13 protein-coding genes are annotated in these 15,193 nt (G+C 75.3%); 6 read left to right on the forward strand and 7 right to left on the reverse strand.

Features of this window, described 5'->3' with window-relative positions:
- Positions 1-172 precede the first annotated feature (172 nt).
- The 4 genes from ACRYM2_RS01170 to ACRYM2_RS01185 all read left to right on the forward strand — a co-directional run bounded on the left by ACRYM2_RS01170 (position 173) and on the right by ACRYM2_RS01185 (position 4,940).
- Entirely contained in the window at positions 173-1,480 is a 1,308-nt protein-coding gene (locus ACRYM2_RS01170; protein ID WP_432519257.1) for an ABC transporter substrate-binding protein, read from the forward strand.
- A gap of 84 nt (positions 1,481-1,564) precedes the next feature.
- Entirely contained in the window at positions 1,565-2,545 is a 981-nt protein-coding gene (locus ACRYM2_RS01175) for a carbohydrate ABC transporter permease (RefSeq protein WP_432519258.1), read from the forward strand.
- Entirely contained in the window at positions 2,542-3,438 is an 897-nt protein-coding gene (locus ACRYM2_RS01180) for a carbohydrate ABC transporter permease (RefSeq protein WP_432519259.1), read from the forward strand. Before ACRYM2_RS01175 ends, ACRYM2_RS01180 begins: the two co-directional genes overlap by 4 nt.
- Positions 3,439-3,479: 41 nt before the next feature.
- Positions 3,480-4,940: a GH1 family beta-glucosidase gene (locus tag ACRYM2_RS01185; RefSeq protein ID WP_432519260.1), complete on the forward strand. Its 1,461-nt coding sequence runs from the start codon at positions 3,480-3,482 to the stop codon at positions 4,938-4,940.
- 92 nt (positions 4,941-5,032) lie between these two features.
- On the opposite strand, the gene ACRYM2_RS01190 is transcribed toward ACRYM2_RS01185, so the two are convergent.
- The 5 genes from ACRYM2_RS01190 to ACRYM2_RS01210 form a co-directional block, all read right to left on the reverse strand.
- Entirely contained in the window at positions 5,033-7,225 is a 2,193-nt protein-coding gene (locus tag ACRYM2_RS01190) for a SpoIIE family protein phosphatase (RefSeq protein WP_432519261.1), read from the reverse strand.
- Positions 7,226-7,324: 99 nt separating this feature from the next.
- Positions 7,325-7,828: a hypothetical protein gene (locus tag ACRYM2_RS01195; protein WP_432519263.1), complete on the reverse strand. Its 504-nt coding sequence runs from the start codon at positions 7,826-7,828 to the stop codon at positions 7,325-7,327.
- Between the two features lie 58 nt (positions 7,829-7,886).
- Complete coding sequence (locus ACRYM2_RS01200; RefSeq protein ID WP_432519265.1) at positions 7,887-8,642, reverse strand: hypothetical protein; 756 nt, start codon at positions 8,640-8,642, stop codon at positions 7,887-7,889.
- Complete coding sequence (locus tag ACRYM2_RS01205) at positions 8,635-10,326, reverse strand: hypothetical protein (protein WP_432519266.1); 1,692 nt, start codon at positions 10,324-10,326, stop codon at positions 8,635-8,637. The genes ACRYM2_RS01200 and ACRYM2_RS01205 overlap by 8 nt, the downstream gene beginning before the upstream one ends.
- A 198-nt stretch (positions 10,327-10,524) precedes the next feature.
- Positions 10,525-10,767 carry a helix-turn-helix domain-containing protein gene (locus ACRYM2_RS01210; RefSeq protein WP_432519268.1) on the reverse strand — a complete coding sequence of 81 codons (243 nt, stop codon included), beginning with the start codon at positions 10,765-10,767 and terminating at the stop codon, positions 10,525-10,527.
- A 200-nt stretch (positions 10,768-10,967) separates the two neighbouring features.
- Between ACRYM2_RS01210 and ACRYM2_RS01215 the strand changes: the two genes are divergently transcribed.
- Together ACRYM2_RS01215 and ACRYM2_RS01220 are read left to right on the forward strand one after the other, a co-directional pair.
- On the forward strand, positions 10,968-11,843 hold the full coding sequence (locus ACRYM2_RS01215; RefSeq protein WP_432519269.1) for a class II glutamine amidotransferase: 876 nt from the start codon (positions 10,968-10,970) through the stop codon (positions 11,841-11,843).
- A 29-nt stretch (positions 11,844-11,872) separates the two neighbouring features.
- Positions 11,873-12,781, forward strand: a complete 909-nt coding sequence (locus ACRYM2_RS01220) for a TIGR03620 family F420-dependent LLM class oxidoreductase (RefSeq protein WP_432519270.1) — start codon at positions 11,873-11,875, stop codon at positions 12,779-12,781.
- 18 nt (positions 12,782-12,799) lie between these two features.
- On the opposite strand, the gene ACRYM2_RS01225 is transcribed toward ACRYM2_RS01220, so the two are convergent.
- Together ACRYM2_RS01225 and ACRYM2_RS01230 are read right to left on the reverse strand one after the other, a co-directional pair.
- The gene (locus tag ACRYM2_RS01225; RefSeq protein WP_432519271.1) at positions 12,800-13,213 is read right to left on the reverse strand and encodes a hypothetical protein; all 414 of its coding nucleotides are present in this window, start codon (positions 13,211-13,213) and stop codon (positions 12,800-12,802) included.
- Between the two features lie 358 nt (positions 13,214-13,571).
- Entirely contained in the window at positions 13,572-15,062 is a 1,491-nt protein-coding gene (locus ACRYM2_RS01230) for an alpha/beta hydrolase family protein (RefSeq protein WP_432519272.1), read from the reverse strand.
- Positions 15,063-15,193: the final 131 nt, after the last annotated feature.

The raw sequence follows: 15,193 nt of genomic DNA on the forward strand, positions 1-15,193 counted from the left end.
GCGTTCGACAACGGTTTCGACACGGGCATTGACAGCGGGTCCCCGCCGGGTCCACGCTGTGCGAACCCCTTGAGAGCGCTCTCACGGCGGTCGGGACCACCGCGAGAGCGCTCTCAACGGCCCACCGATCAACGTCGATCCGCCGACCACGGCGCGGCCCGAGGAGTTCCCCATGTCGACAGTCCGGAAGACCACGTTCGCCGCCCTCGCGGCCACGGTCAGCGGAGCGCTCCTGCTCAGCTCGTGCAGCACCAGCGACGCCGGCTCGGCCGATGCGGCCGCGGCCGACGGCAAGACCCAGATCAGCGTCAGCCTCTTCGGCACCTTCGGCTACGAGGAGGCGGGTCTCTTCGACGAGTACCAGCAGCTGAACCCCGACGTCACCATCAAGTACGAGTCCACCCAGGGCGAGAACAACTACTGGCCCGCCCTGCAGACCAAGCTGGCCTCCGGCAACGGCGCCGCCGACATCCAGGGCATCGAGGTCGGGCGCATCGCCGACGTCGTCGCCAACCAGGGCGCCAAGTGGACCGACCTGAAGACCACCTCGGCGGCCGACCAGGTCGCCAACTACCCCGAGTGGAAGTCCGCCGCGGCCACCACCGAGGACGGCAAGGTCCTCGGCCTGGGCACCGACATCGGCCCCATGGGCCTGTGCTACCGCAGCGACCTGCTCCAGCAGGCCGGTCTGCCCACCGACCCCGCCCAGCTGGCGGCGCGGATGAGCAGCTGGGACGACTACGTGGCCCTCGGCCGCGAGTTCAAGGCCAAGGCGCCGGCCACCACCGCGTGGACGGACTCCGCGGGCGGGTTGTACAACGCCATCGTCTCCACGGAGGAGGAGATCTACTACGACGCCTCCGGTGAGCTGATCTGGGACAGCAACCCGGCGGTCAAGAAGGCCTTCGACACCTCCGCCGCCGCCGCCCAGGAGGGCCTGACCGCCAAGCTCGAGCAGTTCGAGGACCCCGCCTGGGACACCGGCTTCGGCGCCGGCACCTTCGCCACGATCGCCTGCCCCGCCTGGATGGTCGGCTACATCAAGGGCAAGGCCGGCGACGCCGGCTCCGGCAAGTGGAACGTCACCTCGCTGCCCGGCGGCGCCGGCGGCAACTGGGGCGGCGCCTACCTGGGCATCCCCGCCTCCAGCAAGAACAAGGAGGCCGCGGCCGAGCTCATCACCTGGCTGACCGACCCCGAGCAGCAGGCGAAGGTCTTCGAGACCGCCGGGAACTTCCCGTCCAACACCAAGGCCTTCGACCTCGTCTCCGGCGCCACCGACGAGTACTTCCAGGGCGCGCCCATCGGCGAGATCTTCTCCCAGGCCGCCGAGAAGGCCCCGACCCAGGTCCTGGGCGAAGAGGACGCCGTCGTGAAGTCCTCCCTCGTGCAGGCGCTGCTGTCGGTGGAGACCAACGGCGTGGCCCCGGCCGACGCCTGGGACAGCGCCTCGAAGGACCTCGCCAACCAGATCAGCTGAGGCTCGCACCCCAGCAGGGGCGGCCGCCGTCCGCGGCGGCCGCCCCGCCCCAGCCGATCCGACCACGACCCGCGAGGAGATCCCGTGAGCGCTCAGAGCACGACCGCCCCACCGGCCCCGCCCGGGCGCGGCGCGAAGACCACCGCACCGGAGCTGTCGCTACGCTCGCGGTTGTTCCGCTTCGAGTCGCAGGCCGCGCCGTACGCCTACATCGCCCCGTTCTTCCTGCTGTTCTTCGCCTTCGGGCTCTTCCCGCTGGTCTACACCATGTGGATCAGCTTCCACTCCTACGAGCTGGGCGCCGAGCCGGAGTACAACGGCTGGGCCAACTACGTCTGGCTCTTCACCAACGAGAAGTTCTACAACGCGCTGTGGAACACCTTCTCGCTGGGCGTGCTCTCCACCGTCCCGCAGCTGCTGCTGGCCCTGGGCCTGGCGCACCTGCTGAACTACCGGATGCGGGCGCGCAACTTCTTCCGCGTCTCGATGATGATGCCCTACGCCACCTCGGTGGCCGCCTCCACGCTGGTGTTCGCGCAGATCTTCGGCCGCGACGCCGGACTGGCGAACTGGCTGCTGTCGCTGGTCGGCCTGGACGCGCTGGACTGGCGCAACGGCGACCTCAGCGCCCAGATCGCCATCTCGATCATCGTCATCTGGCGCTGGACCGGCTACAACGCCCTCATCTACCTGGCCGGCATGCAGTCCATCCCGCACGACCTCTACGAGGCCGCGGCCCTGGACGGCGCCAACCGCTGGCAGCAGTTCGTGCACGTCACCCTGCCCGGCCTGCGCCCCACGATCCTGTTCACCGTCGTCGTCTCCACCATCGGCGCCACCCAGCTCTTCGGCGAGCCGCTGCTCTTCGGCGGCGTCGACGGCGGAGCGCTGAACCAGTACCAGACGCTCGGCCTGTTCATGTACCAGCAGGGCTGGGCGTACGGCGCCCTCGGCCGGGCCGCCACGATCGCCTGGGTGACATTCCTGCTCATCATCGTGCTGGTCCTGCTCAACACCGCGCTGGCCCGGTGGCGCGACCGCGACAGCCGAGGAGCCCGGCGATGACCACGACCACCGTCCGCGACGCGGCCCTGGCCGCCCCCGTCCCGCCGCGCGAGGGCCGCAGGAAGCGCTACCGCGCCCCCGACGCCGCCGGCTGGCTCACCTACGTGCTGCTGGCCGTCACCGCGTTCGTCTTCCTCGTGCCCTTCTACTACATGATCGTCGCGGCGAGCCGGCCGATGTCGGAGATGACTCAGTCGCCGCCGCCGTTCCTGCCCGGCCCGTACCTGTGGCAGAACATCAGCACGGCGCTGGAGCAGCAGGCCATCGGCCTGGCCATCGTCAACTCGCTCGTCGTCTCCGGCGTCACGACCATCGGCACGCTGCTCTTCTGCACCCTGGCCGGGTTCGCGTTCGCCAAGCTGCGCTTCCGCGCCAAGAACTTCCTCTTCGCGGTGACGATCGGCACCCTGATGATCCCGCCGACCCTGGGCGTCGTGCCGCTGTACAAGATCATGTCGGACTGGAACCTGGCGGGCCGGCTGGAGTCGGTGATCCTGCCCTCGCTGGTGACCGCGTTCGGGGTGTTCTTCATGCGCCAGTACCTGGTGCAGACGCTGCCCGACGAGCTGCTGGAGGCCGCCAAGGTCGACGGCGCCTCCTCCACCCGCACCGTCGTCAGCATCGTGCTGCCGATCGCCCGCCCCGGCATGGCCGTGCTCGGGATGCTCACGTTCATGACGGCCTGGAACGACTTCTTCTGGCCCGTCATCGCGCTGAACTCCTCGATGCCCACCGTGCAGGTCGCCCTCAACAACCTCGGCAGCGGCTACGTGCCCGACACCTCGATCATCATGGCTGGCACGCTCGTCGGCACCCTGCCGGTCATCGTGGTGTTCGTCCTGCTGGGCAAGCAGATCGTCAGCGGCATCATGGCCGGCGCCGTCAAGGGCTGACGGCCCACCCCTCTCACCGACCACCGCTCAGGAAGGCTCCCGTGACCACCACCGAGGAACGTCCCACCGCCGCCGGCGCGAGCACCGAGCGGGCCTTCCCGCCCGGTTTCGTCTGGGGCACCGCCACCGCCGCCTACCAGGTCGAGGGCGCCGCCGCCGAGGACGGGCGCACCCCCTCCATCTGGGACACCTACAGCCACACCCCCGGCAAGGTGAGCGGCGGGGACACCGGCGACGTCGCCGACGACCACTACCACCGCTTCCGCGAGGACATCGCGATCATGAAGCGGCTGGGACTGGCCTCCTACCGCTTCTCCGTGGCCTGGCCGCGCATCACCCCCCAGGTCACCGCCGACGCGCTCGGCCCGGTCAACGAGGACGGCCTGCGGTTCTACTCCGTCCTCGTCGACGAGCTGCTGGCCGCGGGCATCGAGCCCGCCGTCACCCTCTACCACTGGGACCTGCCGCAGGCGCTGGAGGACGAGGGCGGCTGGACCTCGCGGGCCACCGCGGAACGCTTCGCCGAGTACGCCGAGGTCGTCGCCGGCGCGCTGGGGGACCGGGTCCGCACCTTCATCACCCTCAACGAGCCCTGGTGCTCGGCGTACCTGGGCTACGCCTCCGGCGTGCACGCCCCGGGCCGCACCGAACCCGCCGCCGCGCTGGCGGCCGTGCACCACCTCAACCTCGCCCACGGCCTGGGCGCCGCGGCCGTGCGACGCGCCGCCCCCGCCGCCCGCGTCGCCCTGACGCTGAACCTGGCGTGGGTGCGCACCGAGGGCAGCAGCGACGCCGACCACGACGCGGTGCGCCGCGTCGACGGCCTGCAGAACCGCGTCTTCCTCGACCCGGTGCTGCGCGGCAGCTACCCCGCCGACGTGCTCGCCGACACGGCCGCCGTCAGCGACTGGTCGTTCGTGCGCGAGGGGGACCTGCAGCTGATCCACCAGCCGCTGGACGTGCTGGGCGTCAACTACTACAGCCCCACCGTCGTGCGCGCCTGGGACGGCTCGGGCCCGCGCGCCGAGGCCGACGGGCACGGCGCCAGCGCGCACAGCCCGTGGGTCGGCTCGCACCACCTCATCGAGTTCCCCGAGCTGCCCGGGCACCGGACCGCGATGGGCTGGAGCGTGGACCCGCGCGGCATGACGGAGCTGCTGCTGCGGGTGCACCGCGAGAACCCCGGCCTGGAGCTGGTGGTCACCGAGAACGGCGCCGCCTACGACGACGTCGTCGTCGCCGGGCAGGTGCACGACGTGGAGCGCACCCGCTACCTGCGCGACCACCTCGCGGCCGTCCTGGACGCCGTCGAGGCCGGCGCACCGGTCACCGGGTACTACCTGTGGTCCTTCCTGGACAACTTCGAGTGGGGCTACGGGTTCTCCAAGCGCTTCGGCATCGTCCACGTCGACTACGCCACCCAGCAGCGCACCGTCAAGGACAGCGCCCTGTGGTACGCCACGGTCGTGGCGCGCAACGCGGTGCCGGCCACCACCGCCTGACACCACCTGGCACCACCTGGCGCCACCGCACGCCCTCGCGCCCCGCCCGCCGGTCCCCCGGCGGGCGGGGCGCTGTGCCGTGCGCCTCCGGGTCAGGAGGTGCGCGGGTTCAGCGGGGTGGGAGGCGTCGGCGGCACGCGGTTCGGGCCGGCCTCCGGCGGCCGCGGCCGGTCCAGCGGGTGCAGGCGCACCGCCACCAGCGCCACGTCGTCGTCGTGGCCGGAGGGGACCAGCCGCTCCAGCACGCCGTCGCACAGCTCCTCCAGCGGCAGGTGGGCCAGCTGCGCCACCGCCTCGTGCAGGCGCAGGATGCCCGAGGCGACGCTGTGCCCGCGTCGTTCCACCAGCCCGTCGGTGTAGAGCATCACCGTCGAACCCCGGTCGACGGTGATGGCCGCGTCGGTGCGCGGGGAGGTCGGGTCCACGCCCAGCAGCAGCTGCGGCGGGTGCGCGGCCAGCGAGGTGACGGTGCCGTCGGCGGCCAGCAGCAGCGGCGGCGGGTGGCCCGCGTTCGACCAGCGCAACCGGGTCACGTCGCGCTCCCGCTCGTCGGCCACCTGCTCCAGGCGGGCGACGACGGCCGTGGCGATGGTGTTCATCGCCAGCCCCTGCATGGCCGCGTCCAGGCTGCGCAGCACCGTCGCCGGCGGCGCCCCCGTCGCGTACGCAATCCCGCGCAGCAGCGAACGCACCTGGCCCATCGCCGCGGCGGCGTCCACGTCGTGGCCCATGACGTCGCCGATCACCAGCACGGTGGCCCCGTCGGGGGTCAGGAACGCGTCGTACCAGTCGCCGCCGACCTGCGCCGCGGCAGCGGCCGGCTGGTACCGCACCGCCACCTGAAGGTGGTTCGGCTCGACCGGGGCGGTCAGCAGGCTGCGCTGCAACCCCTCCGCGATGCGGCTCTGCTGGGCGAACAGGCGCGCGTTGTCGACGGCCAGCCCGGCGCGGTCGGCCAGTTCCGTCGCGGTCAGCACGTCCTCGGCCGAGTAGGCGCCGCCCCCGGCCCCCCGGAACAGCGTGATGAGCCCCACGGTCCGCCCCCGCGCGCGCATCGGCAGTGCCGCCAGGGACTCCGGTGCCAGCCGGTGGATCAGCTGCCGGGCCCGCTCGTCGGTGAGGTGGTTCACGAGGGCCTCGGTGGCTCCCGAGTCGATGGTGACCGGCCGGTTGGTGCGCCAGGCCCGGTACAGGTACGAGTCCGGCGACAGCGCCCGCAGCCGGGCCTTGCGGTAGTCGACGACGACCTCGCGCAGCTGCTCGTCGACGTGCCAGGAACCCAGGTCGCTGAGCTCCCCGTGCTCGTCGACGAGCGTGATCAGGCACCAGTCGGCCAGCAGCGGGACCAGGTGCTGCGCCAGGCGCCCGACGGCCTCGCGCCCGTCGAGCGTGGCGGACAGGTCCTCGCCGACGCGCACGAGCAGCCGCAGGCGTTCCGCGGCCTCCTCGGCCTGCCGCCGCGCCGCCTCGATCTGCGACTGCGCGATCCGGCGGTCGGTGACGTCCAGGAAGTACACCGACAGCCCGTCGGGGTTCGGCCAGGCCCGTGCCTCGTACCAGCGGTCCAGCGGCGGCGGGTAGTACGCCTCGAACGTGACCTGCTCGCCGGTGTCCGCCGCGCGCCGGTACTCGCGCTCGAACGTCGCACCCACCGCGTCGGGGAACAGCTCCCAGACCACCCCGCCCAGCAGTTCCTCGCGTCGGCGCTGCAGCAGCTTCTCCGCTTCGGCGTTGACGTAGGTGAACCGCCACTGGCGGTCCAGGGCGAAGAACCCGGCCGCCATCGTCTCCATGACGCGCGCCACCCGGGCGTCGGCGTCCTTCTCGCTGGTGGTGTCGTAGGCCGCTCCCAGCACCCGCACCGCGGTCCCGGAGGCGTCGGCGAGGGCCTTGCCGCGCGCCTGCACCCAGCGGGTGCTGCCGTCGGGGCGCACCACGCGGTACTCGGCCTCGAACAGCCCGCACGCGGCGATGCAGTCCGACAGCGCCTGCGTCACCCGCGGCAGGTCGTCGGGGTGCAGCCGGGCGTTGAAGTCCTCGATGCTGCCGCCGAAGCCGTCGGGCTCGTAGCCGAAGAGCTCGATGAGCCGCTCGTCCCAGGTGAGCTCACCGGTGAGCAGGTCCCAGTCGAAGCTGCCGATGCCGGCCGCCGTGATCGACAGCTCCCAGCGCAGCCGCGCCGCCTCGTCGGCGACGGACACCCCGCCGCCGTGGACCCGGTCGCGCTCACCGCCGACGACGACGACCTCCACCTCCTGCGGCCGAGGGGGCCGTGCTCCGCTCACAGGTCACCCTCCGGTCCGGCCCGGGACCGGGCACGCGAGGGACCATCATCGCGTGCCCGCGGGGGTGCTCCGCGCCGGGTCGCGCCCCGGCGCGCCGCGTCAGTGGCTGCTGCGGCCGCGCAGCGACAGCAGGCGCGCGCCGACGAGGCGGTCGGCGATCGCTCCGGTCACCAGCGAGTACACGACCTTGTGCCCCACGTCGACCACCAGCTCGCGCCGCGGCCAGGTGTGCGGCGGCGCGCCGGCGCCGGTGCCGTTCTCCAGGGTCTGGTCCGTGCACAGCCGCACGACCGCGTGGGCGGCGCTGGCGCGCGGGCCCCGCAGCCCGGTGACCGACCACACCCCCCGCAGCGCGCCCAGCGCGGCGCCCGTCGCGTAGTGCATGGCGTGGTTCCACCCGGCCGGCCGCCGGTCGTCGCCGGGGTGGGCGCCGAGCAGCGTCAGCAGCGTGCGTCCCGGCACGTAGGAGGACGGCCGGTGCGTCAGCGCCTGCTCCACCTTCTCGCCGATGGCCATCACCCCCGCACCGGCGGTGCCGGCGGCCGCGCCGACGGCGGCCGCGCGCAGCAGCTGGGGGATCCGGGGGGCCTGTGTCGTGCTCACCCGCACCCCCTACCCGCGCACGCGCCCGGGCATGCACCCGCACCGCCCCGGCACCGGGTCAGAAGACGGTCACCTCGACGCCGACGATGTCCAGCTGCTGCTGCTGCAGGTAGGCGCGCCCGGCGATCTCCTCGCGCAGCCAGCCGAGGGGGTCGTCGCCCTCGCCCCGCGAGCGCGCCAGCGCGGCCGAGACCGCGTAACCGCCCTTCGCGCCGACCTGCACCGACGTCCCGTCGCGCAGCGTCACGCGGAACCGGACGTTGCGGCGGCCGTGGCGCTGCCCCCGCGCCGCGGCGCGCAGCACCTCCATCAGCCGCCGGCGCGCCTGCTCGCGCCCGGTGCCCTCGGTGCGGGGTCCGGTGACGGTGTGCTGGCGGACACCGCCGGGCAGGTAGGTGGTGCTGTCGCTGAACCTCTGGCGACCGGCGGGACGGCCGGACCCCGCGGACCCCGCGGATCCCGCGGACCCCGCGGATCCCGCGGACCCCGCCGCACCGTCCGGCTGCTCACCGGCGACGTCCGGGACCCGCGTCGGCTCGGCCGCGCCGCGGCGGGCGCGCACCCGCACCGGCGCGCCGTCGCGGCCGCGCCGTCGCGGCGGGCGGCTGCGGGCCCGCCCGCTGTCGACGAGCTCGCGCAGCGTCGCCAGGTACAGCTGCCCGCTGGTCTCCCCGCGGACGACCTTGCGCACCATGCGCGGGGAGCGCTGCAGCTCGTGGGCGAGCTCGGCCACGCTCATGCCGTAGGCGCGCAGCTCGGCGACGAGGTCCGCGGCGCTGCGCGCGTCGGCGGTGCCGGGGGGCTGCTCAGGCACGCGCCTGCTCCTGCCCGCCGGGGCGCTGCGCCGCTTCTCCGGCGGCGGCCAGCGCCTGCGCGGTGCCCGCCTGCTCGGCGCGCTGGCGCAGGCGGTTGCGCTCCGCGGCGGTGGCGGGCAGCTGCACCGAGGGCAGCCAGCCCTGCAGGCGCATCCGGCCGACGGCGCCGTCGTCGCCGCCGCCGTGGGAGGTGGGCAGCGACCAGGGAGGCACGCTCGTGGTGTAGATCGCGTCGCCGTTGATCGCCAGCAGCCCGGCCGGGTCCACCTGCAGCGCGCCGACCACCGGGCGCGGTGCGCCGGGGCGGTGCGGCAGCGCCGCGGGGCACTCCAGCACCCGGGCCCGCCCGCGCGCCCACACCTGCGCGGCCAGCTCGGGGCGGTACAGCGCCGCGGCCTGCCCGCCGGTGCCCCGGCCGGGGACCCGGTACACGAACGCCTCCCCGTGCCGCACCACCGTGGCGGCCGCCTCGGCCGGCACCTCGCGGGCCGACCACACCACCCGGGTGGTGTCCCGCCCGCGGGAGGCGAAGGCGCCGATGCCCTGGATGAGGATGCCGCGCACCGCGGCCACCGCCGCCGAGCGCACCAGCGGGTCCGGCTGCGCGCCCGCACCCGCACCCTCACCCCCGCCGGCGGCGAGGCGCTCGCGGGCGCGCTTGAGGCGGTCGGCCCAGGTGTCCAGCAGCCGCCCCTTGGTGAACAGCAGGCCCTCCTGGACCTCCACGTCCCAGCCGGCGTCGTGGGCGAGCTTGACCTCCACCCCGTCCGCCCACGTCTCGGCGCGGGCGCCGGGGACGTTGGGGTAGTGCCAGCCGGCGCTGACGTCGTCGTGGGCGACGGGCAGCACCCCCACGTGGTCCCACCAGTCGGGCACGCGGAAGCGCACCCGGTAGCGGGCGCGCGCGTAGGGGTCGGACTCCAGCAGCTCCTGCCCCTGCCGAGCGGTCAGCCGGGTCACCGGTCCGCTGCCGAGCTCGCGGCACAGCGAGGCGTACATGAAGCGGCCGTCGACGTAGGCGAAGCCACCGCGCGCGGAGCGCTCCAGGTCGACCAGGGGCCGGCAGGCGCCGCAGGGGCAGGCGGCGGGGCCGGTGGTCAGGTGCTCGATGCGGTGCTGGCCGGAGGTGCGGTGCAGCAGCTCGGCGACGTCCCCGGGCAGCGGCTCCGGGTCCAGCGTGCGCGGCAGCGAGCGCGCCCACAGCTGCGCGCCGGTGGCGGCCGGGGACTTCAGCAGCTCCATGTCCTCCACCCCCTTGACCGCCTCGGTGGTCAGCACCCACGCCTGGCGCGCCTGGTCGGGACCGAAGCCGGCGGCCGGGTCGGCGGCGACGGGGAACCACTCCGCTGCGGTGCGCACCTCGAGGGTGCGGCCGGTGACCTCGTGGGTGAAGCGGCCGGTGGGCGGGGTGGACAGCCAGTGCCCCGGGGAGGTCCACGAGGGGGTCTCGGCGATCAGCCAGTGCGGCTGCCCGGGTTCCGCGGCCGGCAGCTTCCCGGTCAGCATGATCCGCTCGGCGGACAGGTTGTGGGCGGTGTCCAGCAGGTCCACCAGGGTGGGGCGCTTGCGCCGCCCGGTGAGCTTCGGGGTGACGCGGGCACCGGAGTCGGTGACCCCGACACCGGTGGTGAAGTCGAGCCAGACCGTCGGGACCGGGCGGACCTTCCACGGGACGGGCCTCATCGGACGGGCCTCACCGGGCGCCCTGCGCCACCGGTGGGCGGCCCCACGAGGGGGGTGCGGGTCATGCTGGCGGTCTCCTCGTCGGCGCGGTGGCGCCAGCGTAGGCGGTGGCGCCGGCGGCGGGGCCGGTCGCCCCGGGGCGTGTCGCCCCGGGGCGTGTCGCCCGGGCGCGTGTCGCCCGGCGCGACCGCCGCCCGCTCACGCCCGCGGCGGGACCCCGGTGGCCTCGTAGCGCTGCGCGCCGCCGGGTGCCCGGGGCACCCTGCGCGCCGATCCGCGGCGGGTCAGGCGCAGCAGCGCGGCGCGGACGACCTGCTGGGGCAGCCCCGTGCGGTCGGCGACCTCCTCGGTGCCGAGCGGGTCCTCGGCCAGGACCAGGGCGGTGAGCACGTCGGCCTGCTCACGGGTGATCGGCGGGTGGCCGGCGGTGACGCTGCGCATGAAGGGTGCTCCCAGGTGCCTCGATGACCGGCGTCATCATGCCGGGAGCGGAGCTCCGCGCCGGGGAGGGTGGCACCCGCTCGTGTCGCGATCACGAGCCGGCCGCCCGTCCCGCCCCGCGCCGGCGGCCGCCGGGGGTTCAGCCCCGCCCCCGGCGCGCCGATGCTCTGGCCAGCCCGTCCCGTCCCCGGAGGTGACCCGTGTGCCGGCTGCTGGCCTACGCCGCCCCGCGCCCGACCACGTTCGCCGAGCTCATCGGCCCCGAGCAGCTGGCGGCGTTCCGGACCCTGTCGTGCCTGCACGCCGACGGCTGGGGCACGGCCTGGCTGGACGGCGGCGCCGACGACGGCGACCACGGCGGCGACCACGGCGGTGGCGGTGTCGCCGGGGGTCCCCGGGTGCGCAGGGTGCGCGACGCCCTGCCCGTGCAGCGCTCCCGGCGCGGTGCGAGCGCGCTGTCGCAGCAGCCGAGCACGGCCCGGCTGGTGCACCTGCGGCTGGCGACGCCGGGCATGGCGGTCGACCACGAGAACAGCCACCCGTTCCTGCACGGCGGGATCGCCTTCGCGCACAACGGCGCAGTGCCGTCGGTGCCGCTGCTGGAGCAGCTGGTGGGCCCGGAGCACCTGGCGCACGTGCGCGGCACCACCGACAGCGAGCGGATCTTCGCCCTGGTGCGCCGGTACGCCGACGCCGGTGCGGACCTGGCGGGTGCGACGGCGGCGGCGGTCCTGCGGCTGCGCGAGGCGTTCCCCGCGGCGAGCCTGAACGCGGTGCTGCTGAGCGTCGACGAGGTGGTCGTGGTGCACTCCAGCGAGTCGGCACCGGTGCCGCTGGAGGAGCTGTGCGCCACGGGGCTCGTCCCGGCGCAGCTGCCCCTGGACCACGCGGCGGCGTACTACCGGATGAGCTGGCTGCGCCGGCCGGACGGGGCGGTGGTGTTCACCTCCGCCGGCATCGACACCACCGGGTGGCAGGCGCTGCCGCCGGCGTCGATCACGACGGTGCGCCTGGACACCCTGCAGGTGCGGGTGCAGGACCTGAGCGCCGCCGCGCGGTCCGTCCCGGCGCGCTGACCGGCCGGTGGCCCGCCTAGGGTGACGGCGTGACGGACCACCCCCTGCTCCCCGACAGCACCACGCCCGCCGCGCGGGCCCGCATCGGCGTCTGGGGCGGTGGCCCGTGGGCCGACCCGGCCCGCCGCGGGGAGGCCCGCGAGGCCGCCCGGGAGCTGGAGGACCTGGGGTACTCGCGCATCTGGCTGTCCGGGGGCTTCGACCCGGGCCTGCACCCGGTGTTCGGCGAACTGCTGGACGCGACCGAGGAGATCGGCGTGGCCAGCGGCATCGTCAGCGTCTACGCCGCCACGCCGGACGAGTGCGCCGAGGGCTTCGCCGCGCTGGACCGGCGCCACCCGGGACGGTTCCTGCTGGGCCTGGGCAACAGCCACGCCGTCGTCGTGGAGGGTTCCGGACAGGACTACTCGAAGCCGTACTCGAAGGTCGTGGAGCACCTGGACGCCCTGGACGCCGCCGGGGGCGTGCCGCGCGAGCGGCGGGTCCTGGCCGCGCTGGGCCCGCGGATGCTGCGCCTGGCCCGCGACCGCTCCCTGGGCGCGCACCCGTACTTCAGCACCGCCGCGCACACCACGTACGCGCGCGAGGTCCTCGGGGAGGGCGTGCTGCTGGCGCCGGAGGTGGCGGTCGTGCTGGAGGAGGACCCCGCCAGGGCCCGCGAGGTCGCCCGCCGCTACGCCACCGGGTACCTGGCCCTGCCGAACTACACCGACAACCTGCGCCGCTTCGGCTACGGCGACGAGGACTTCGCCGACGGCGGCAGCGAGCGGCTCATCGACGAGCTGATCCCGTGGGGCGACGCCGCGACGGTCGCCGCCGGTGTCGCGCGGCACGTCGACGCCGGTGCCGACGAGGTCGCCGTGCAGGTGCTCACGGCCTCCGGGCAGGAGTTCCCGCTGCGTCAGTGGGGCGAGCTGGCCCGCGTGCTCATCGGCTGAACCCCTCCCGCACCGTCGTCACCCCGCGGTGGACGACCCGTCGGCGGCACCGGTCCCCGGGTCCGCCGCGGGGGAGGCGGGGACCAGGTGCAGGTGCGTCGCCCGCCCCGGCCCGTCCGGGAGCCGGCCGCCGCCGGAGGAACGCGCCGCGCCGGGCGGGTGCTGCGGCGCGGGGAGCGCCACCGGTGGCGCGGAACCCCCGGCCGGCCTCGCGGCCGCGACGCCCTGCCGCGCCCGGGGACCCTCGCAGTCGTGGTCCGGGACGACGACCAGGGTGGGGACGGCGGGGGAGGCGGCGTAGCCGGCCAGGGCGCCGAACAGCAGCGCCAGCGGCACCGCACCGGCCACCAGACCCGCGCGCGGGGTGCGCCCGGCCTCCACCACCCACGGCAGGAGCGTCAGCGTGGCGAAGGAGGCCGTCGCGACGGTCACCGCCCTGCGCGTGGCGAAGCTCCTGCGCACCGCCGCCCTCCCGTCTCCAGGTCCTGCGCCGACCACCGGTCCCGCACCGGTCGTGCCACCGGCTGCACACGCTGCCAGAGGTGCCCGGTGCGCGTCCATCCGCTCCACGACCTACCTCAGCCCTCAGCGCTGCGCCCCGTGCGTCCACACCGTGTCCTGTGCCGGGCGCGGTGCACCGAGGAGCCCGACGGCCCCGTCCGCGGGTGACCACCTGCGTTCGAGGAACCACCTGCGTTCGAGGAACCACCTGTGTTCGAGGAAACCCTCGCGCGTGAGGAACCACCTGCCCGCGGGGAAGGACGTGACGTCCTGCGGCACAACGGGCGGTTCACCGCCCGGAACTGCGCGTCCACCCGTCGGCGGTCCACCTCCCGAACTCCTCGAACTCCCCGAGCGCCGCGAGTTCCTCGCCGGGGTCGCCGGCGCCTCCTCCCCGCAGCACCGCGTCCAGGAACGAGCGGGAGGTCTCCGCGGTGACCCGGTGGGCCTGCTCCCGCCCGAGGTCGCCCGTCAGGGACGGGACCGGCGGCAGGTACCAGGGTGCGTCGGTGAAGGTCAGGTGGGCCGCGCCCGGGACGGTGAGCCGGTAGCCGGGCGCCGCCCCGTGCAGCACCTCCTCCAGCGCGGCGGCGTAGGCGCGGTCCGCGTCGGCGTCTCCCGTCCCCCTGCCCGCCACCAGGGCGAGGACCGGTTGCGGGTGCGGGTCGTCCGCGCCGCCCCGCGGAAACCCGTCGATGTCCACGGCGGCCGCGAACCGCTCGTCGGCCGCAGCGGCGAGCAGGGCCGCGGCACCGCCCAGGGAGTGCCCCGTGACCGCTGCCCGCCGCACGTCGAGGCGCCCCTCGAGCATGGGCGCACCGCCGCGCCGCCCGCGGTCCAGCTCCTCCAGGGCGGTCAGCGCGAACCGCAGGTCCGCCGCCCGCACCTGCGCCCAGCCCTCCGCGCGGCGATCGTCCTCCGCCTCGTCCCCGCTCGCCGCGATGCTGCTGCGCACCACGGAGCCGTCGTCGCGCACCACGGCTGCGGAGTCGTGGGGGTGGTCGAGCGCGGCCACGACGTAGCCGGAACTGGCCAGTTCCTGCGCCCACGCCGTGTTCTGCGTCCGCAGACCGCCCAGACCCGGTGAGAACATCACCACCGGCCACCGCTCGGCACCCGCCCGTGCCGCAGCCCCGGCGACCGCCCCGCTGCGGCCCCGCGCCGCGTCGTCCAGGACGAAGGCGGGCAGGCCGTAGAGGGCGGCCGCCCCCGCTGCCACGATCCCCGCCTCCCGCTCGTCGCGCCCGAGGTAGGGGGCGCCCCGGTCCTGCGAGTCCGCGGCCGGGTACCAGAGCTGCACCACGACGGCCCGGTGGTCGCCCGGTGCGGGGGTGGCCTCCTCCTCGCGCCCCTCGTCCACCCACTCCAGCACCGTGGTCCCCACCGCGGCGGGACCCGACGGAACGGGCAGGGCCAGGACGGGGAACGCCCACGCGGCCGCCGCGCCGGTGAGGGCGAGGACGGCGCTCGCCGCGCCCGCCGCCGCCGAGGCGGTCGCCCGGCCCCGCGAGCGCGGCGGGGGAGCGGGGTGGAGGGGGACCGCACGGGGCAGGCGCCCGCGGGTGGCCGCCGCGGCGAGGACGGCGGCGGCGAGTAGGGGCAGGAACTGCCAGCGCCAGCCCTGCAGCAGACCGGTGGCCGCGCCGCACAGCAGCACCAGGACCGCGGCGGTGCTCGCGCACCGGCGGCGGGCAGCGAGGGGAACCCGCCCGGCCAGGGCCAGCAGCAGGACGCCGCCTGCGGTGGCGATGGGCGGCAGCGCGCCGGCGCTGGGTTCCACGGTTCCTCCTGGGCGGTGCTCTCGTGACCGGGCGTGCGCCAGCCTCGCCGACGGAGCCGGCCGCCGCGTCATCCTCGCGATCGAGCACCGCGTCATCCCCCGGGTGGAGCGGCGCCGCACCTGCTGCACGT

The organism is Kineococcus aridisoli (assembly GCF_050871885.1).
Classification (GTDB): Bacteria; Actinomycetota; Actinomycetes; order Actinomycetales; family Kineococcaceae; genus Kineococcus.

Bases quoted from the DNA above. Each gene is read 5' to 3' on its own strand.
- ACRYM2_RS01210 (WP_432519268.1), bottom strand. From the start codon at position 10,767: ATGCGCAGCGTCACCGCCGGCCACCCGCCGATCACCCGTGAGCAGGCC.
- ACRYM2_RS01180 (WP_432519259.1), top strand. From the start codon at position 2,542: ATGACCACGACCACCGTCCGCGACGCGGCCCTGGCCGCCCCCGTCCCG.
- ACRYM2_RS01170 (WP_432519257.1), top strand. From the start codon at position 173: ATGTCGACAGTCCGGAAGACCACGTTCGCCGCCCTCGCGGCCACGGTC.
- ACRYM2_RS01205 (WP_432519266.1), bottom strand. From the start codon at position 10,326: ATGAGGCCCGTCCCGTGGAAGGTCCGCCCGGTCCCGACGGTCTGGCTC.